At 72.1% G+C, this 15841-nt stretch carries 13 protein-coding genes and 1 rRNA gene; 6 read left to right on the top strand and 8 right to left on the bottom strand.

Going from position 1 to position 15841, the window contains the following annotated elements:
- Positions 1–10: 10 nt before the first annotated feature.
- On the top strand, positions 11–1183 hold the full coding sequence (locus tag ACFYR0_RS15675) for a winged helix-turn-helix domain-containing protein (RefSeq protein WP_389327147.1): 1173 nt from the start codon (positions 11–13) through the stop codon (positions 1181–1183).
- Between the two features lie 3 nt (positions 1184–1186).
- On the opposite strand, the gene ACFYR0_RS15670 is transcribed toward ACFYR0_RS15675, so the two are convergent.
- The 7 genes from ACFYR0_RS15670 to mtnA form a co-directional block, all read right to left on the bottom strand.
- Positions 1187–1933 (bottom strand): response regulator, encoded by a 747-nt coding sequence (locus ACFYR0_RS15670; protein ID WP_389327144.1) that lies wholly within the window; start codon positions 1931–1933, stop codon positions 1187–1189.
- A gap of 205 nt (positions 1934–2138) precedes the next feature.
- A complete protein-coding gene (hpf, locus tag ACFYR0_RS15665) occupies positions 2139–2831 on the bottom strand; it encodes a ribosome hibernation-promoting factor, HPF/YfiA family (RefSeq protein WP_386386604.1) in 693 nt (230 codons plus the stop codon).
- 316 nt (positions 2832–3147) lie between these two features.
- Positions 3148–4008 carry a ComF family protein gene (locus ACFYR0_RS15660; protein WP_389327140.1) on the bottom strand — a complete coding sequence of 287 codons (861 nt, stop codon included), beginning with the start codon at positions 4006–4008 and terminating at the stop codon, positions 3148–3150.
- Between the two features lie 231 nt (positions 4009–4239).
- The gene (locus tag ACFYR0_RS15655) at positions 4240–6081 is read right to left on the bottom strand and encodes an LpqB family beta-propeller domain-containing protein (RefSeq protein ID WP_389327137.1); all 1842 of its coding nucleotides are present in this window, start codon (positions 6079–6081) and stop codon (positions 4240–4242) included.
- The gene (gene mtrB, locus ACFYR0_RS15650) at positions 6071–8101 is read right to left on the bottom strand and encodes an MtrAB system histidine kinase MtrB (protein ID WP_389327134.1); all 2031 of its coding nucleotides are present in this window, start codon (positions 8099–8101) and stop codon (positions 6071–6073) included. Before mtrB ends, ACFYR0_RS15655 begins: the two co-directional genes overlap by 11 nt.
- Position 8102: 1 nt before the next feature.
- Positions 8103–8792, bottom strand: a complete 690-nt coding sequence (gene mtrA / locus ACFYR0_RS15645; protein WP_198948386.1) for a two-component system response regulator MtrA — start codon at positions 8790–8792, stop codon at positions 8103–8105.
- A 4-nt stretch (positions 8793–8796) separates the two neighbouring features.
- Complete coding sequence (mtnA, locus tag ACFYR0_RS15640) at positions 8797–9939, bottom strand: S-methyl-5-thioribose-1-phosphate isomerase (RefSeq protein ID WP_389327130.1); 1143 nt, start codon at positions 9937–9939, stop codon at positions 8797–8799.
- Between the two features lie 140 nt (positions 9940–10079).
- On the opposite strand from mtnA, the gene ACFYR0_RS15635 reads away from it, so the two are divergent.
- Genes ACFYR0_RS15635 through ACFYR0_RS15615 form a run of 5 tightly spaced genes read left to right on the top strand, consistent with a single transcriptional unit; the run spans position 10080 to position 15663 of the window.
- Positions 10080–11372, top strand: coding sequence for a glycerophosphoryl diester phosphodiesterase membrane domain-containing protein (locus ACFYR0_RS15635; RefSeq protein ID WP_389327127.1), 1293 nt, complete (start codon positions 10080–10082; stop codon positions 11370–11372).
- 4 nt (positions 11373–11376) lie between these two features.
- Entirely contained in the window at positions 11377–12168 is a 792-nt protein-coding gene (locus tag ACFYR0_RS15630) for a DUF4129 domain-containing protein (RefSeq protein WP_389327124.1), read from the top strand.
- Positions 12165–13364, top strand: a complete 1200-nt coding sequence (locus ACFYR0_RS15625; protein WP_389327122.1) for a DUF4350 domain-containing protein — start codon at positions 12165–12167, stop codon at positions 13362–13364. The genes ACFYR0_RS15630 and ACFYR0_RS15625 overlap by 4 nt, the downstream gene beginning before the upstream one ends.
- On the top strand, positions 13364–14353 hold the full coding sequence (locus ACFYR0_RS15620) for an AAA family ATPase (protein ID WP_389327119.1): 990 nt from the start codon (positions 13364–13366) through the stop codon (positions 14351–14353). The genes ACFYR0_RS15625 and ACFYR0_RS15620 overlap by 1 nt, the downstream gene beginning before the upstream one ends.
- Positions 14353–15663, top strand: coding sequence for a DUF58 domain-containing protein (locus ACFYR0_RS15615; RefSeq protein WP_389327116.1), 1311 nt, complete (start codon positions 14353–14355; stop codon positions 15661–15663). Before ACFYR0_RS15620 ends, ACFYR0_RS15615 begins: the two co-directional genes overlap by 1 nt.
- A 102-nt stretch (positions 15664–15765) precedes the next feature.
- Here ACFYR0_RS15615 and rrf read toward each other — a convergent pair.
- A 5S ribosomal RNA gene (gene rrf, locus ACFYR0_RS15610) occupies positions 15766–15841 on the bottom strand; the annotation flags it as partial.

Here is a 15841-nt window from a genome sequence, read left to right as displayed (position 1 = left end):
CGTGCGAGGCATGACGACCCCGCGCCCGATCGCAGAGCTGTCCGCCGACGAGGCCCGCCGCCTGGTCCTGCGCGCCCAGGGCTTCCTCGGCGCACCCGACCGCCGGGCGGGCGTGCGGGGCGTGCTGCGGCACCTCGGCGCGGTCCAGCTCGACACGATCTCCGTCCTGGCCCGGTCCCACGAGCTCATCCCCTACGCCCGCCTGGGCGCGGTCGGCCGCAGGACGGTCGAGGACGCGTACTGGACCGACCGGCACGCGTTCGAGTACTGGTCGCACGCGGCGTGCATCCTGCCCGTCGAGGAGTGGCCGCACTTCGCCTTCCGCCGCCGCGCCTACCGCGACCGCCCGCAGTGGAACCACGACCTGCCCGACGGCACCTACGAGCAGGTCATCAAGCAGCTGCGGACCGAAGGCCCGCTGACCGCGACCGAGTTGGGCGGCGCCAAGCGCACCAGCGAGTGGTGGGACTGGTCCGGCACGAAGGTCGCCGTCGAGCGCGCCCTGATGTACGGCGAGGTGGTGTGCGTCGAGCGGCGCGGCTGGAAGCGGCTCTACGACCTCGCCGAGCGCGCGGTCCCGCAGTCCCTGCTGCACGACGAGCTGGACGACGCCGAGTGCCTGCGCCGTCTGGTGCGGCTGGCCGGTGAGGCGCTGGGCGTGGGCACGCGCGCGGACATCGCCGACTACCACCGCCTCAGGGGCGAGCAGGTGGACGCGGTGATCGCCGACTCCGGTCTGGTGCCGGTCTCGGTGGCGGGCTGGGGCAAGCCCGCCTGGGCGGACCCGGCGGCCCTCGCGGCGCCCCCGCGCGGACGGCACCGCACCACGCTGCTGTCCCCGTTCGACTCGCTGATCTGGGAACGCGCCCGCACGGAGCGGATCTTCGGCTTCACCCACCGCCTGGAGGCGTACGTTCCGAAGCCGAAGCGCGTGTACGGCTACTTCGCCATGCCGGTCCTCGCCGGAGGGCGTCTGGTCGGCCGCGTGGACCCGGCCCGCGAGGGCCACACCCTGGTCGCCCGGCAGGTCACCCTGGACGGCCCGAAGGCGGTGCCGGCGGTCGCCCAGGCGCTGGTGGAGGCGGCGAGCTGGGTGGACTGCGCGGACGTCCGGGTGGAGCGGGTGGACGCGCCCGGACTGCGCGCCCCTCTCACCGCGGAACTCGCCCGGCTGCTCGGCTGAGCGTCAGCGGATTTCGAGGATCTTCTCCCGCATCGCGTACACCACGGCCTCCATCCGGGAGTGCAACTGGAGTTTCTCCAGGATGTTGCGCACGTGGTTCTTCACGGTGTTCTCGGAGATGAACAGTTCTTTGGCGATATCGCGGTTGTTCATCCCCGTGGCGACGAGCTTGAGCACTTCCAGCTCGCGGTCGGTGAGCCGCGGCGCGGGCACCAGACGGCGTTCGTCCGTGCGCTGGATCATCGATTTGAACTCGGTCAGCAGCTTGGACGCCATGGACGGGCTGATCTGCGACTGTCCGTCGGCCACCGCGCGGATCGCGGTGGCGACCTCGTCGGTGGAGATCTCCTTGAGCAGATAGCCGGTGGCGCCGGCCTTGATCGCCTCGTAGAGGTCGGCCTCCTCGTCGCTGATCGTCAGCATGATGATCTTGGCGCTGGGTGCCACCTCCTTGATGGAGGTGCACGCCTCGATCCCGCCCCGCTTCGGCATCCGCACGTCCATCAGGACGATGTCGGGCAGCAGGTCGGCGGCCTTGTCGACCGCTTCGGCGCCGTCCCCCGCCTCGCCGACGACCTGGATGTCCTCCTCGGCCGCGAGCACGATCTCCAGGCCCCGGCGGAACAGGGCGTGGTCGTCGACGACCAGCACCCGGATCGGCTCCTCGCGCGATGATCCTCTGTCGGGGCCCATGCCGATCACGCCGTCGCCGACATCCCCCTGATGCATCCGTCCGAAGCTGTCCGCCATCGTTCCTCCCCCTGAAGGCTGTGGCCCGTGGTCCTGTGCCATCGCCAACCCAAGGCAACGGCCCACCGGTTGAGCCGTTGCGGCCATGATTCCATGCCCGGGCGGCGCCGAGGTGACAGGCAGGGTGCGCATGGGGTCGCACACCGGTGCCCCTGGGGCGCACGAAAGCGCTCCAGGGGCACCGGACAGCTGTCATCCGGGTGGGTCAGCCGCCGAGCGAACCGCCCGCGTCAGGCGAGGGCGGCTGCGTGACCATGGTGTCCGTCCGGAGGTGGATCACGCCGTAGTCGTAGGCGTGGCGCCGGTAGACGACGCTCGGCTCCTTCGTCTCGGAGTCGACGAACAGATAGAAGTCGTGACCGACCAGTTCCATCTCGTAGAGGGCCTGGTCCAGGGTCATGGGGGCGGCGACGTGGGTCTTCTCTCGGACGATGAGCGGCCCTTCGCCCTGTACCTCGAGCGAGCCGATCTTCCTGGTGGGTACTCCGTCCGACTCCTCCGTCGAGACGACGTGGCCGTTGCCGTTGAGCGTCGCCGCGCCCGGAACGTGGTCGGGGACCTCGGCCGCCGTCAGACGGCGGACGCCCCGGCGCGTGTGACGCTTGTCGTGCTCCTTGCGCAGTCGGGCATCCAGCTTCTCGGCAGCGAGGTCGAGTGCCGCGTACGGGTCGCTGGCCGCCGCCTCTGCCCTGATCACCGGGCCACGGGAGCGGAGCGTGATCTCCACCCGGTCGCAGCGGTCGGCCTGTCGGGGGTTGGGCTCCTTGGACACCTCGACGTCGAGGCTGATCACCTTGCCGTCGAGCTTCTGGATCTTCTCCAGCTTCAGCTTCTCGGCCACGTGCTTGCGGAACCGCTCGGGCACCTCGGTCTTGCGGCCCTTGACGACGATGTCCACGCAGAACTCCGTTCCCGGATCGCTCCGCTCTCAGTGGCGGAGCATCTCCCTTGTGCACCAGGTTCCGGACAGTTCCGGAACCGCGGACTTGGTGACGTCCACCTCCTCCTCCCCCACGGGCGAGATCTCCACGCCGCCGACTCGGGTGATTGCGTAAAACCCGCAGCACGGCTATCGGATTCGCGGGGGATGGCCTGCGCCTTTCCCTCACAACCGAACATATCTCGCCCGGACGGATGTCGTCACCCTCTACTGCGGCGTACCTCCGTTCAGGTGAATAGGTGCTCTCATTACCTGCAACGATGCAACTTCGCAGTCAGTTCCGGTTTATTTCGAAAGCATCAGGCGACGCAGCGACCACCGCGGCACAGACCGGATCTCCGAAGGTGTTCGGGCCCGTCTTTCCCGCCATGACCGTCCGTCCGCCTGCGCCCCCTTCCGTCTCTTCAGCCATCTGTTCCCCTGTCCTTTCCCGGCACACTCCCGTGTACACGGGAGTCATCACATCGCGGTACCCGGCTTCGGCGGCCATGGCCTCCCGCACCGCACGCGCCGCCTCCGTGAGGGAAGCGCCGGTCGTCATCAGGTCGTCCACGACCACCACCGCGCCACCCCGCAACAGCCCGGCCCCGCCGCGCGCCACGGCCAGGGCGCCGGCCAGATTCTCCTGACGCCGCCGGGAGTTGAGCCCCGCCTGGTCGGCCACCGCGCGGCGCTGCCGCAGCACGGACAGCACCCGGGCCGGCGTCCCGGTCCGGCGCAGCCGCGCCGCCGCGGCGAGCGCGATCCGCCGCGCCGGATCGTGTCCACGGGCCCGTACGGCCGCGCGACGGGACGGCACCGGTACGAGCAGCACGGGCACGCCCGCCCGCCGGCCCGGCGCCGGCCCGAGCCCGGCCCGCACCGCGCCTGCCAGGGCCGTACCCAGAGGGCGGGCCAGGGACAGGGCTCCGCGCTCCTTGTGGGCCAGCAGCACGGCACGGACCTCGTCCGCGTACGGCACGGCCGCGTGGACGGCGGGCAGACCCGCCGGCTCCGGCACCGGCCGCACCCGGCGCGGTGCGACGCCGCTCAGGACGGCACGGCACTCCGGGCAGAGCATCGTGCGCGGCCTGCCGCAGCCTCCGCACTCGCCCGGCAGCACCAGGTCGGTGAGGTCCTGCCACCACCCCCGCATGTCCCCCACTGTGCCAACGCCCGCGCGGCCCTGCCACCCCTGTGGACAACCGCCTGTGGACAACTCCGCGCCGCCCGGCGCAGGGGGCCCGGCCGACCCCGGCAGCAACAGCCTCCACGCTGCGGGGAGACGGCCGGGAACCGGGCCACGTCCCGGAAACGGAAGAGCGGCCGCCCCGCCGGACCGAGGCCCGACGAAACGACCGCTCCCCGCTGTACCGCGGTCAGCACCTCACCCCGGATACACGGGCGCTGTGCCGTCCTTCACGACCTTCTGCCACTGCTCCCCCGTGGGCATCCGCACGATGCCGTCCTCCGAATGGGCGACCAGCGGAACCCCGCCGTCCTCCGTCCCGGCGATCTCCTCCACGCCCGTGAGCGCGGCGGGCGGCGGGGCCTCCGGCGTGGAGCCGTCGACCTGGACGTACTGCATCTGCTGCACGCCCCCCTGCTTGGTGCCCACCACCACCAGCCGGCTCTCGCCGACCCAGGACATGGTGGTGACCTCCTCCAGCTCCGGGGTCGCCGAGCGCAGCTCCAGCACCGCCACACGTGTCCGCTCGTCGGCCTCGGTCGGCCTGTCGCCGCGCTCGATACGGCCGATGAGCAGGGACTGCTTGCCCGCCTTCTCCACGACGAGAGCGATCCGCACCCCGTCCCCGGCCACCCGCACCGAGTCGATACGGCCGTCCAGACCGGGCATCTCGACCTCCACGGGCTCGCCCTTGCCACCGTCGAACAGCAGCAGCCGCGGCCGCTTCGGGTCCCGGTCGGCCACCCACAGGTCACCGGCGGCGTCCCAGCTCGGCGCCGTCAGCCGGTCGGTCTCCGTCTTCCCCTGGCTGACCAGCACGGGTGCGCCGAGCGAGCCGCCCGCCACCATGGGGCTGACGAACAGCGCCCGCCGGTCCAGGCTCACCCCGGCCGCGAGGTCCTCGCGCCGCGCCACGCCCGCCGCCCAGAACGGCCTCGTCCCGTCGCCGAGCGGCCCCGGCACCGCCAGCGCCTCCTTGTCCTCGCTGCGCGCGGGCATCCGCACCAGCTGGTTCTCGCCGTCCAGGAAGTACAGGAACTCGGGACGCTCCGTCGCCCCCCGCGCGGCCACCGAGTCGGCGCTGTCCGCGGACACCAGGCACAGCTGCCTGCCACCCGACTCCAGCTCGATCTGGTCCACCGCGGAGGTGAGGTTCTGCAGCGTGAACAGCAGCTGCGCGGCCATCTCGCGGCACTTGCCCGGTCCGACCCGCGCGGCACTGTTGTTCAGCGGCACGGTCAGCGTGTTCTGCCCGTCGGGCGTCAGCGACTCCACGCCGGCCCTCAGCTTCGTACCGGTGGGGAAACTCGACCGGACGACCTGGTCCAGCCAGACCGTCGGTCCCTCCAGGAGCGAGCGGACCATGTGCGTCATGGGATCCACGCGCTCGCGCACGAACACCGGATCGGCCACCGCCATCGGCCTCGACGCTGCCCCCGCCACACCGTTGGACGCGAAGTAGTACTTGTTGACCGACATGTAGTTGCGCTCGAAGTCCGACTCGCCGAGCACGATGCCCTGCGGCGGCCGGCTGATGCGCCACTGGCCGTTCTTCTTGGTGCGCGTCAGCTGGATCTGCTGCTGGTAGTCGCCCTCGGCGGGGCTGTACGACTGCTGCGCGTCGAGCGCGCCGACCTCGGTGCCGGTCAGCGTGACGGAGGACGAGGTGGCCTTCTCCGCGTCCTCGACGGGATCGGCGAAGCTCTCCATCCCGTTCGCGAGGACGGTGGCGGAGCCCTCCGGCTCCCACTGCTTCGCCGCCTCGGGCGTCAGGTACAGCTTCGCCGTCTCGTAGTTCGGGTCATCACTGGTCAGCGCCTCCAGGAAGCCGTCCACGACTTCCGTCGGAGTCGCGTCCTCGCCCGGCGGCACGGCGAACACCCGCACCTGCGAGTCCTGCCGCGGCGTGTAGTCCACCCCGCGCAGATCACCGTCGTCGGGCATCGACGCGCATCCCGACAGCAGGACGACCCCGCAGACGGTGTACGCCACCGCGCGCCGCGGCATGCGCCGGGCGCCCCCCTCGCGGTCAGCGGCCACGAGTTGCCTCCCCTTGCTCGTCCTGCCCGGCCGGGGCCTGTCCCGGCCGCGCCACGGACGTGTCGTCCGGCCGCCGCGTCCCGCACGCGGGCCGCGGCACCACGCGCGCGCCGTTGCCCGGCAGCGCCGTGGGGTCGGCCGAGGGGGCCGTCGTGGCGGGCAGCGTGGCCATCCGGTCCAGCGGCGCCTGTCCGTTGATCTGCTGTGCGGGCACGGTGGCGCTCTTCTCGCCGCGCGGCAGCCCGGCCCCGTCCAGGCCGCGGTTGCGGCGCGAGTCCTTGGGTTCCAGGGGTATCGGCGAGCCCCGCAGCGGCTCGTCCGCCGTCCGCGGCAGCGTCAGCCGGAACTGGGACCCGCCGCCCGGCTCGCCCCAGGCCTGGAGCCAGCCGCCGTGCAGACGCGCGTCCTCCAGGGCGATGGACAGGCCCAGGCCCGTCCCGCCCGTGGTCCGCGCGCGGGCCGGGTCGGCCCGCCAGAAGCGGCTGAACACGCGCGTGGCCTCGCCGGGCTTGAGACCGACACCGTAGTCGCGCACCGCGACCGCGACCGCCCCGCCCGCCGAGGCGAGCTTGACGACGACGTCCCGGCCCTCGCCGTGCTCCACGGCGTTGACGACGAGATTGCGCAGCACCCGCTCCAGACGCCGGGCGTCCGCCTCGGCCACGACGGGCTGCTGATCGCCCACGACACGTATCGCGGTGCCCTTGCGCTCCGCGAGCGGCGCGGCCCCGCTGACCACCCGCCGCACGACCTCCCTGAGGTCGATCGGCTCCGCCTCCAGCGCCGCGGCGCCCGCGTCGAAGCGGCTGATCTCCAGCAGGTCCGCGAGCAGCGACTCGAACCGGTCCAGCTGGTCGGCCAGCAGCTCCGCCGACCGCGCGGTCACCGGGTCGAAGTCCTCGCGGGCCTCGTGGATGACGTCCGCCGCCATCCGTACGGTCGTCAGCGGCGTCCGCAGCTCGTGGGACACGTCGGAGACGAACCGCCGCTGCATCCGCGACAGGTCCTCGAGCTGCTGGATCTTCAGCTGGAGGTTCTGCGCCATCTTGTTGAAGGCCTCGCCCAGGCGCGCGATGTCGTCCTCGCCGGTGACCTTCATACGTTCCTGAAGGCGCCCGGCCGACAGCCGCTCGGCGATGCCCGCGGCCATCCGTACGGGCGTGACGACCTGGCGGACCACCAGCCACGCGATCGCCCCGAGCAGGACGACGACGAACACCCCGGCCGTCGCCAGCGTGCCCTTGACCAGGCTCAGCGACTTCTCCTCCTGCGTCAGCGGGAAGAGGTAGTAGAGCTGGTACGGGTCACCGTTGGGGTCGTTGACCTCCTTGCCGATGACCAGCGCCGGCTGGGACTCCTTGCCGCGCTCGCTGTAGAAGACGCGCGTGTACTTCTGGGCGGCCTCGCCGTCCCCGATGCGGGCCCGCAGATCCGCCGGAATGCTCTTGTCCGGGTTCACACCGCCGGAGGCACGCGGGCTGCGCCCACTGCCGCTGTCGTCGCCAGCGGGCAGCGTCACCACGTCGAAGGCGCCCTGGCCGCCGCTGGAGAGCGAACCGACCAGGTCGCTCATCCACTGGGTGACGTTCTGCGCGGAACGGCCGTCCGTGCCGGGCACCTCGACGGCGGTGCCGCTGGCGGTCTCGTCGGCCTTCTGCTTGGCCGCCGTGAAACCGCCGGTGGCCTGGCTCTGGGCGGCCTTCACCTTGGCGTCCAGCAGGCCGTTGCGCACCTGGCCGATCACGACGAAGCCGAGCAGCAGGACGACGCCCAGCGACATCAGCAGGGTCGTGACGACGACCTTGAGCTGGATGTTGCGCCGCCACAGCCGCATCACGGGAAGCAACGGGCGGCGCACCCAGCGCATGAACAGCCGAAGGACCGGGCTGCCCTGGACTCCGCCCTGGAGCAGCCCGCCCTCGAAGAACCTTTCCCAGCGCGAGGGCGTCGGCCGGCCGACAGGCCGCCCCGGACGGGCCCCGGACCGGCCGGGGGCCGAAGCGGCACTGTCCCCGGACATGTCAGCTCGGTCCGGCCTTGTATCCGACACCACGGACGGTCACCACGATCTCCGGCCGCTCCGGGTCCTTCTCGACCTTCGAGCGAAGCCTCTGCACATGCACATTCACCAGACGCGTGTCCGCCGCGTGCCGGTAGCCCCAGACCTGCTCCAGGAGCACCTCACGGGTGAACACCTGCCACGGCTTCCGCGCCAGCGCGACCAGCAGGTCGAACTCCAGCGGCGTCAGCGCGATGGACTGCCCGTCCCGCTTCACCGAGTGCCCCGCCACGTCGATGACCAGGTCACCTATGGCGAGCTGCTCCGGCGCCGGCTCCTCGGACCTCCGCAGCCGCGCCCGGATGCGGGCCACGAGCTCCTTCGGCTTGAACGGCTTGACGATGTAGTCGTCGGCCCCGGACTCGAGGCCGACCACCACGTCGACGGTGTCGCTCTTGGCGGTCAGCATCACGATCGGCACGCCGGACTCCGCCCTGATCAGGCGGCACACCTCGATGCCGTCCCGACCGGGCAGCATCAGATCGAGCAGCACAAGATCCGGCTTGGTCTCGCGGAAAGCGGCCAGCGCCTTGTCGCCGTCGGCTACGAAAGACGGCTCAAAACCTTCACCACGCAGCACGATGCCGAGCATCTCGGCCAGTGCGCTGTCGTCGTCGACGACAAGGACTCGTCCCTTCATAAACGACATCATCCCATTAGCTAATCGTTACCTGGCGTGACCTGGCACACAGCTCGGCAAGCCCCTCGCCGGTCACAGGCGAAACGGCACCTTCTTCGGTGACGATCGCCGTCACCAGTTCCGGCGGTGTCACGTCGAACGCCGGGTTGTACGCCTGGGTCCCCAGGGGCGCCACCACGATCCCGCCTCCCGCTCCCGCCATCGGCATCTGCGGCGCTGTGACCTCGGTCACTTCGAAGCCGGGGCGCTGCTCGACCTCGATCGACGCCCCGTCCGCGGTCCCCAGATCCACGGTCGTCACCGGTGCCACCACGATGAACGGAACATGGTGGTAGCGCGCGAGCACGGCGAGCGGATAACTCCCCACCTTGTTCGCCACCGACCCGTCGGCCGCGATGCGGTCCGCCCCGATGAGCACCGCGTCCACCTCCCCCGCCGCGAACAGCGAACCCGCCGCGTTGTCGGTGAGCAAGGTGTACGCCATGTCGTTGCGTGCCGCCTCGTAAGCCGTCAGGCGAGCACCTTGCAGCAACGGACGCGTTTCGTCCACCCACAGACGCCTGAGCCGGCCCTGCCGGTGCGCGGCGAGCGCCACCGCGAACGCCGTGCCCTCACCGCCCGACACCAGCGAACCGGTGTTGCAGTGCGTGAGAATCCGGTGGCCTCCGCCCGGCAGCAGCTCGTCGAGCAGCGCCAGGCCGTGTACGGCCATCCGGGTGCTGGCCTCGGCGTCCTCTTGGTGCAGCTGGCGTGCCGCGGCCAGCGCCGCGACAGCGGCCCGGCCCTCGCCGCCGCCGCGGACGAGCACGGCCCGATGCGCGGCCTCGGCCCGCCGCACGCCCACGGCGAGATTCACCGCGGTCGGCCTGGCACCCGCCAGCGCGGCCGCGGCCTCCTCCACGTCGAAGCCTCGCGCGGCGGCGAGCGCGACACCGTAGGCCCCCGCGATCCCCAGCAGCGGCGCCCCGCGCACGGCGAGCGAACGGATCGCCTCCACCAGCGCGGGCGCGTCCGTGCACACCAGCTCGATCTCCTCGGCGGGCAGCCGCGTCTGGTCGAGGAGGACCACCACAGGCCCCTCGGGCGGCTCCTCCCAGCGGATGACAGGTATTCCGGTCGGCCGGCCGTCCTCGCCGGATTGCGCGTACTGATCAGCCATGCCGTCAGTCTGCCCCGGATCGGGCGGACAATTGAAGGTGCACAGCCCCTACCGCGGCCGGTCCGTCCCGGACGGCCCCATGGCACGATGATGGCCAACCTGCCGCCGCGACCGCGGTCGGGCACCGTGAAGGAGCGACGATGAACGACACTCCGGGCTGGGCCTCGCCCGGATCCGCCCCGTCCGACGATCAGCGCCCCGGCGCCCAGGAGCCGGCCGACGGCCCGGCTCCCGCGGAACCGGCGGATCAGCCGACGGCACCCGGCGCGAAGTGGTCGCAGGAGCAACCGGCACCCGGCCAGTGGTCCACGCCCGTGGGCCCCGGCCAGACCCCGCCCCCACCGCCCGCCCCGAACTGGGGCGCCCCGCCCCAGGGCGGCGGCTGGGGAGGCCCCGGCGGACAGCACGGCCCTGCCGGACACGGAGGCTGGGGCACCCCCTGGGGCGGCCCGCCACCCGCCGCCAAGCCCGGAGTGATCCCCCTGCGCCCCCTGGGCGTCGGCGAGATCCTCGACGGCGCGGTCTCCACCATGCGCACCTACTGGCGCACGGTGCTCGGCATCTCCCTGACCGTCGCGGTCCTCATGGAGATCGTCACCGTCCTGCTCCAGGGCCTCGTCCTGAACGACACGACCGGCACCGACGGCCTCGGCGACCCGGACGCCACCCTGGAGGAGGCCACCCGCGCCCTGGGCGACGCCCTGCTCGGCACGGGTGTCCTGTTCGTCATCACCCTCATCGGCACCGTCGCGGTGACCGCCCTGCTCACCGCCGTCACCAGCCGCGCGGTACTGGGCAAGCCCGTCACCGCCAAGGAGGCCTGGCGCGACGCCCGCCCGCAGGTGCTCAGGCTGCTCGGCCTGCTCGTGCTGCTGCCGCTCATCGCCTTCGGCATCCTCGCCGTGGGCACCCTGCCCGGCATCCTCGTCGGTGTCGCGGGCTCCCCGCCCGTCGGCGCCGTGCTCGGATTCCTCGGCTTCCTGGGCGCGGGCGTCGTCGCCATCTGGCTGATGGTCCGCTTCTCCCTCGCCTCCCCCGCCCTGATGCTGGAGAAGCAGGGCATCAAGAAGGCCCTGACCCGCTCCACCAAGCTCGTCAGCGGCTCCTGGTGGCGAGTCTTCGGCATCCAGCTGCTCGCCGCGCTCATCGCGAACATCGTCGCCATGGTCATCGTCATCCCGTTCGCCCTGATCGCCCTCGTCGTCAGCGGCGACGGGTTCAGCGGCTTCCTCACCGGCGACAGCGACTTCGGCTGGACCTACCTGATCGTCACCGGCATCGGCTCGGTGATCGGCTCCATGATCACCTTCCCGATCACGGCCGGCGTCACCGTGCTCCTCTACATCGACCAGCGCATCCGCCGCGAGGCCCTCGACCTCGACCTGGCCCGCGCCGCCGGCGTCCAGAACTACGGCACCACCGCCGGGAGCTGATGCGGTGAGCCTCACGGGGGGAGTTCTCACAGCGGTGCCCGGCGCCGTCGACACAGCACTGCGAGCCGCCGTGCGCGCCGGTGACCGCACCACCCTGTCGTCGGCGCTCACGCTGACACGCACCGGCGACACCGAACCGCCGCTGACCGTCCCGCGCGACCCCGCCCGCGAGGCGGCCCGGCGCGAGCTGGCCAAGCGGATGTACCACGAGAACGAACCGAACCTCCTGGAACGCGCCCTCGACTCCTTCTGGGACTGGCTCGCCAGCGTCTTCGATGCCGCCGGAACGGTGACACCCGGCGGGACCGTCGGCCTGGTCGTCATCGTCCTCGCCGTCCTCGCCGTGCTCGGCGCCCTGTGGTGGCGCCTCGGCACGCCCCGCCGCGGCCCCGTCTCCGCCCCCGCCCTGTTCGACGACCGCCCCCGCAGCGCAGCCGAACACCGCGCCGCCGCCGAGGCCCACGCCGCCCAGGGCCACTTCAGCCAGGCCGTCCAGGAACGCATGCGGGCCATCGTCCGCTCCCTGGAGGAGCGCGCCCTGCTCGACGTCCGCCCCGGCCGCACCGCCGACGAGGCGGCAGCCGACGCCGGCCGTACCCTGCCCGCGCACACCGACCGCCTGCGCGCCGCCGCCCGCGACTTCGACGACGTCACGTACGGCGGCCGCACCGCGACCGAGACCTCGTACCGCCGCATCGCCGAACTCGACCGTGACCTGGAACGCGCCAAACCCCGGCTCACCACCAGCAGCACCGCGAACACGGCCGACAACACCCGCCAGGGAGCCGCCGGATGACCACCGGGGCCACGCTCCCGAACACCTCGGCCTCGCCCACCGCCCGCCAGCTGTGGACCCGCGCCCGCGGTATCGCACTGGCGCTCGCGGTACTGGTCGCCGGAGCCGTCGTCCTCGCGCTCGTCCGCTCCGACACCCGGCACGGCGCCCTCGACCCGCGCTCCGCCGACCCCCAGGGCAGCCGGGCCGTCGCCGAGCTCCTCGCCGACCGCGGCGTCGACACACGCACCGTCACGACCCTCGACGAGGCCCGCGCCGCGGCGGCACCCGACACCACTCTCCTGGTCGCCGTGCCCGACCTGTTGACCGGACGTCAACAAGCCCTGCTGTACTCGGCGACCACCACCTCCGGCGGCCGCACCGTCCTCGTCGCCCCCGGCATCAGCTCCGTGGAAGGCCTCGCACCCGGCGTCACCGCCGACCCCGTCACCAGCCTGGACACCACCCTCTCCCCCGGCTGCCCGCTCCCCGAGGCCCGCCGCGCGGGCGACGCCGACACCGGCGGCATCCGGTACACCGTCACCAGCCCCGAGGCCGACGCGTGTTACCCCAGCGGTGACCTGCCCACCCTCCTCCGGATCCCCGACACGACCGGGGACGGGGACACCGTCGTCCTCGGCGCGTCCGACATCCTCGTCAACGAACATCTCGAGGAGCAGGGAAACGCCTCGCTCACCCTCCAACTCCTCGGCTCCCGGCCCCATCTGGTCTGGTACATCCCCTCACTGTCCGACGCCGCGGCCACCGACACCGGCGACGACCAGCGCGGCTTCTTCGATCTGCTCCCCTCGGGCTGGCTCTGGGGCACACTTCAGCTCTTCATCGCCGCAGCCCTCGCCGCCCTGTGGCGGGCACGCCGGCTCGGCCCGCTCGTACCCGAGAATCTCCCCGTGGCGATCCGCGCCTCCGAGACCGTCGAAGGACGCGCCCGCCTCTACCGCAAGGCCAACGCCCGCGACCGCGCGGCCACCGCTCTTCGCTCCACCACACGCACCCGCCTCGCCCCTCTCGTAGGCGTACCCGTCTCCCAGGCGCATTCGCCCGAAGCCCTGCTGCCCGCCCTGTCCGCCCATCTCCACCAGGACGGACAGCCCCTGCACGGCCTCCTCTTCGGCCCACCGCCCGGCGACGACGCCGCACTGATCGCCCTCACCGACCAACTCGACGCCCTCGAAAGAGAGGTACGCCGTCCATGATGGACCCGACCACTGACAACGCCGGGCAGACCGGGCATCCGGGCAACCCCCGGACCGCCCTGGAAGCCCTGCGCGCCGAGATCGCGAAGGCCGTGGTCGGCCAGGACCCCGCCGTCACCGGTCTCGTCGTCGCTCTGCTCTGCCGCGGACACGTTCTACTTGAAGGAGTCCCCGGGGTGGCCAAAACGTTGCTCGTCCGCACCTTGGCCTCCGCGCTCGAACTGGAGACCAAACGCGTCCAGTTCACCCCCGACCTCATGCCGAGCGATGTCACGGGCTCCCTCGTCTACGACACCCGCAGCGCCGAGTTCTCCTTCCAGCCCGGCCCGGTCTTCACCAACCTCCTGCTCGCCGACGAGATCAACCGCACGCCCCCGAAGACCCAGTCGTCCCTGCTGGAGGCGATGGAGGAACGCCAGGTCACCGTCGACGGCACCCCGCGTCCGCTCCCCGAGCCGTTCCTGGTCGCGGCGACCCAGAACCCCGTCGAGTACGAGGGCACCTACCCCCTCCCCGAGGCCCAACTGGACCGCTTCCTGCTGAAGCTGACGATCCCTCTGCCCTCCCGGCAGGACGAGATCGACGTCCTCACCCGCCACGCCTCCGGCTTCAACCCGCGCGACCTCAAGGCCGCCGGCGTACGCCCCGTCGCGGGCCGCGCCGACCTCGAGGCCGCCCGCGCCGCCGTCGCCAAGACGACCGTCTCCCCCGAGATCACCGCGTACGTCGTCGACATCTGCCGCGCCACCCGCGAATCGCCCTCCCTCACCCTGGGCGTCTCCCCCCGCGGCGCCACCGCCCTGCTCGCCACCTCACGCGCGTGGGCATGGCTCACCGGCCGCGACTACGTGACCCCCGACGACGTCAAGGCACTCGCCCTGCCCACCCTCCGGCACCGCGTCCAGCTCCGCCCGGAGGCCGAGATGGAGGGCGTCACCGCGGACTCCGTCATCACCGCGATCCTGTCCCACGTCCCCGTCCCGCGCTGATGGCACTCACCGGACGCGCCGCCCTCCTCGCGGCACTCGGCTCCGTCCCCATCGGCATCTGGGAACCCAGCTGGGCGGGCATCCTCGCCGTCAACGCTCCCCTGGCCGTGGCCTGCGCCTGCGACTTCGCCCTGGCGGCCCCTGTGCGCCGCCTCGGCCTGACCCGCTCGGGCGACACGTCCGTACGCCTCGGCGATCCGGCCGACGTCACGCTCACGGTCACCAACCCGTCGCGTCGCCGTCTCCGCGCCCGCCTGCGCGACGCTTGGCCCCCCAGCAGCTGGCAGACCGGCACCGAGGTCGAGTCTTCACGTCACCGGCTCGACGTCCCAGCCGGCGAACGCCGCCGCGTCACCACCCGGCTGCGGCCCACCCGCCGAGGCGACCGCCAGGCGGACCGGGTCACGATCCGTTCCTACGGCCCGCTCGGCCTCTTCACCCGCCAGGGCACACACGTCGTGCCCTGGACGGTACGGGTCCTGCCGCCGTTCACCAGCCGCAAGCACCTGCCCTCGAAGCTCGCCCGGCTCCGCGAACTGGACGGCCGCACCAGCGTCCTGCAACGCGGCGAGGGCACCGAGTTCGACTCCCTGCGCGAGTACGTCCCCGGTGACGACACCCGTTCCATCGACTGGCGGGCCACCGCCCGCCAGTCCACGGTCGCCGTGCGCACCTGGCGCCCCGAACGCGACCGCCACATCCTTCTGGTCCTCGACACCGGCCGCACCTCCGCCGGCCGGGTCGGCGACGCACCGCGACTCGACGCGTCCATGGACGCCGCACTCCTCCTGGCCGCCCTCGCCTCCCGCGCCGGCGACCGCGTGGACCTGCTGGCGTACGACCGCCGGGTCCGCGCCCTGGTCCAGGGCCGTACGGCGAGCAACCTGCTGCCGTCCCTGGTCAACGCCATGGCCACGCTGGAACCCGAACTGGTCGAGACGGATGCCCGAGGCCTGACCGCCACGGCGCTACGGTCGGCTCCACGCCGTTCCCTGATCGTCCTGCTCACCACGCTCGACGCGGCACCGATCGAGGAGGGCCTCCTGCCCGTCCTCTCCCAGCTCACCCAGCGCCACACCGTCCTCCTGGCGTCGGTGGCGGACCCGTATATCGCCCGAATGGCCAAGGCCAGAGGCAATGCGGCCGCGGTCTACGAGGCCGCGGCCGCCGCCCAGGCCCAGGCTGAACGGAATCGCACCACGGACCAGCTCCGCCGTAACGGCGTCACTGTCGTCGACGCTACTCCGGACGAACTGGCACCGGCTCTGGCGGACGCCTACCTGGCCCTCAAGGCAGCTGGCCGCCTATGAAAAAAGGGGCTCTCCCAGAGAGCCCCTTCCAGTTCCCAAAAAGTTCCCCAGAAACGCAGAAAACCCCGCACCGTGATCGGTGCGGGGTTTTCTCCAATAATTGTTCGGCGGCGTCCTACTCTCCCACAGGGTCCCCCCTGCAGTACCATCGGCGCTGTAAGGCTTAGCTTCCGGGTTC

The organism is Streptomyces sp. NPDC005017 (assembly GCF_042873115.1).
In the GTDB taxonomy this organism is placed as follows: domain Bacteria; phylum Actinomycetota; class Actinomycetes; order Streptomycetales; family Streptomycetaceae; genus Streptomyces.
Note: the sequence above shows the minus strand (reverse complement) of the source record. Positions and strands in the feature narration are given on the sequence as shown.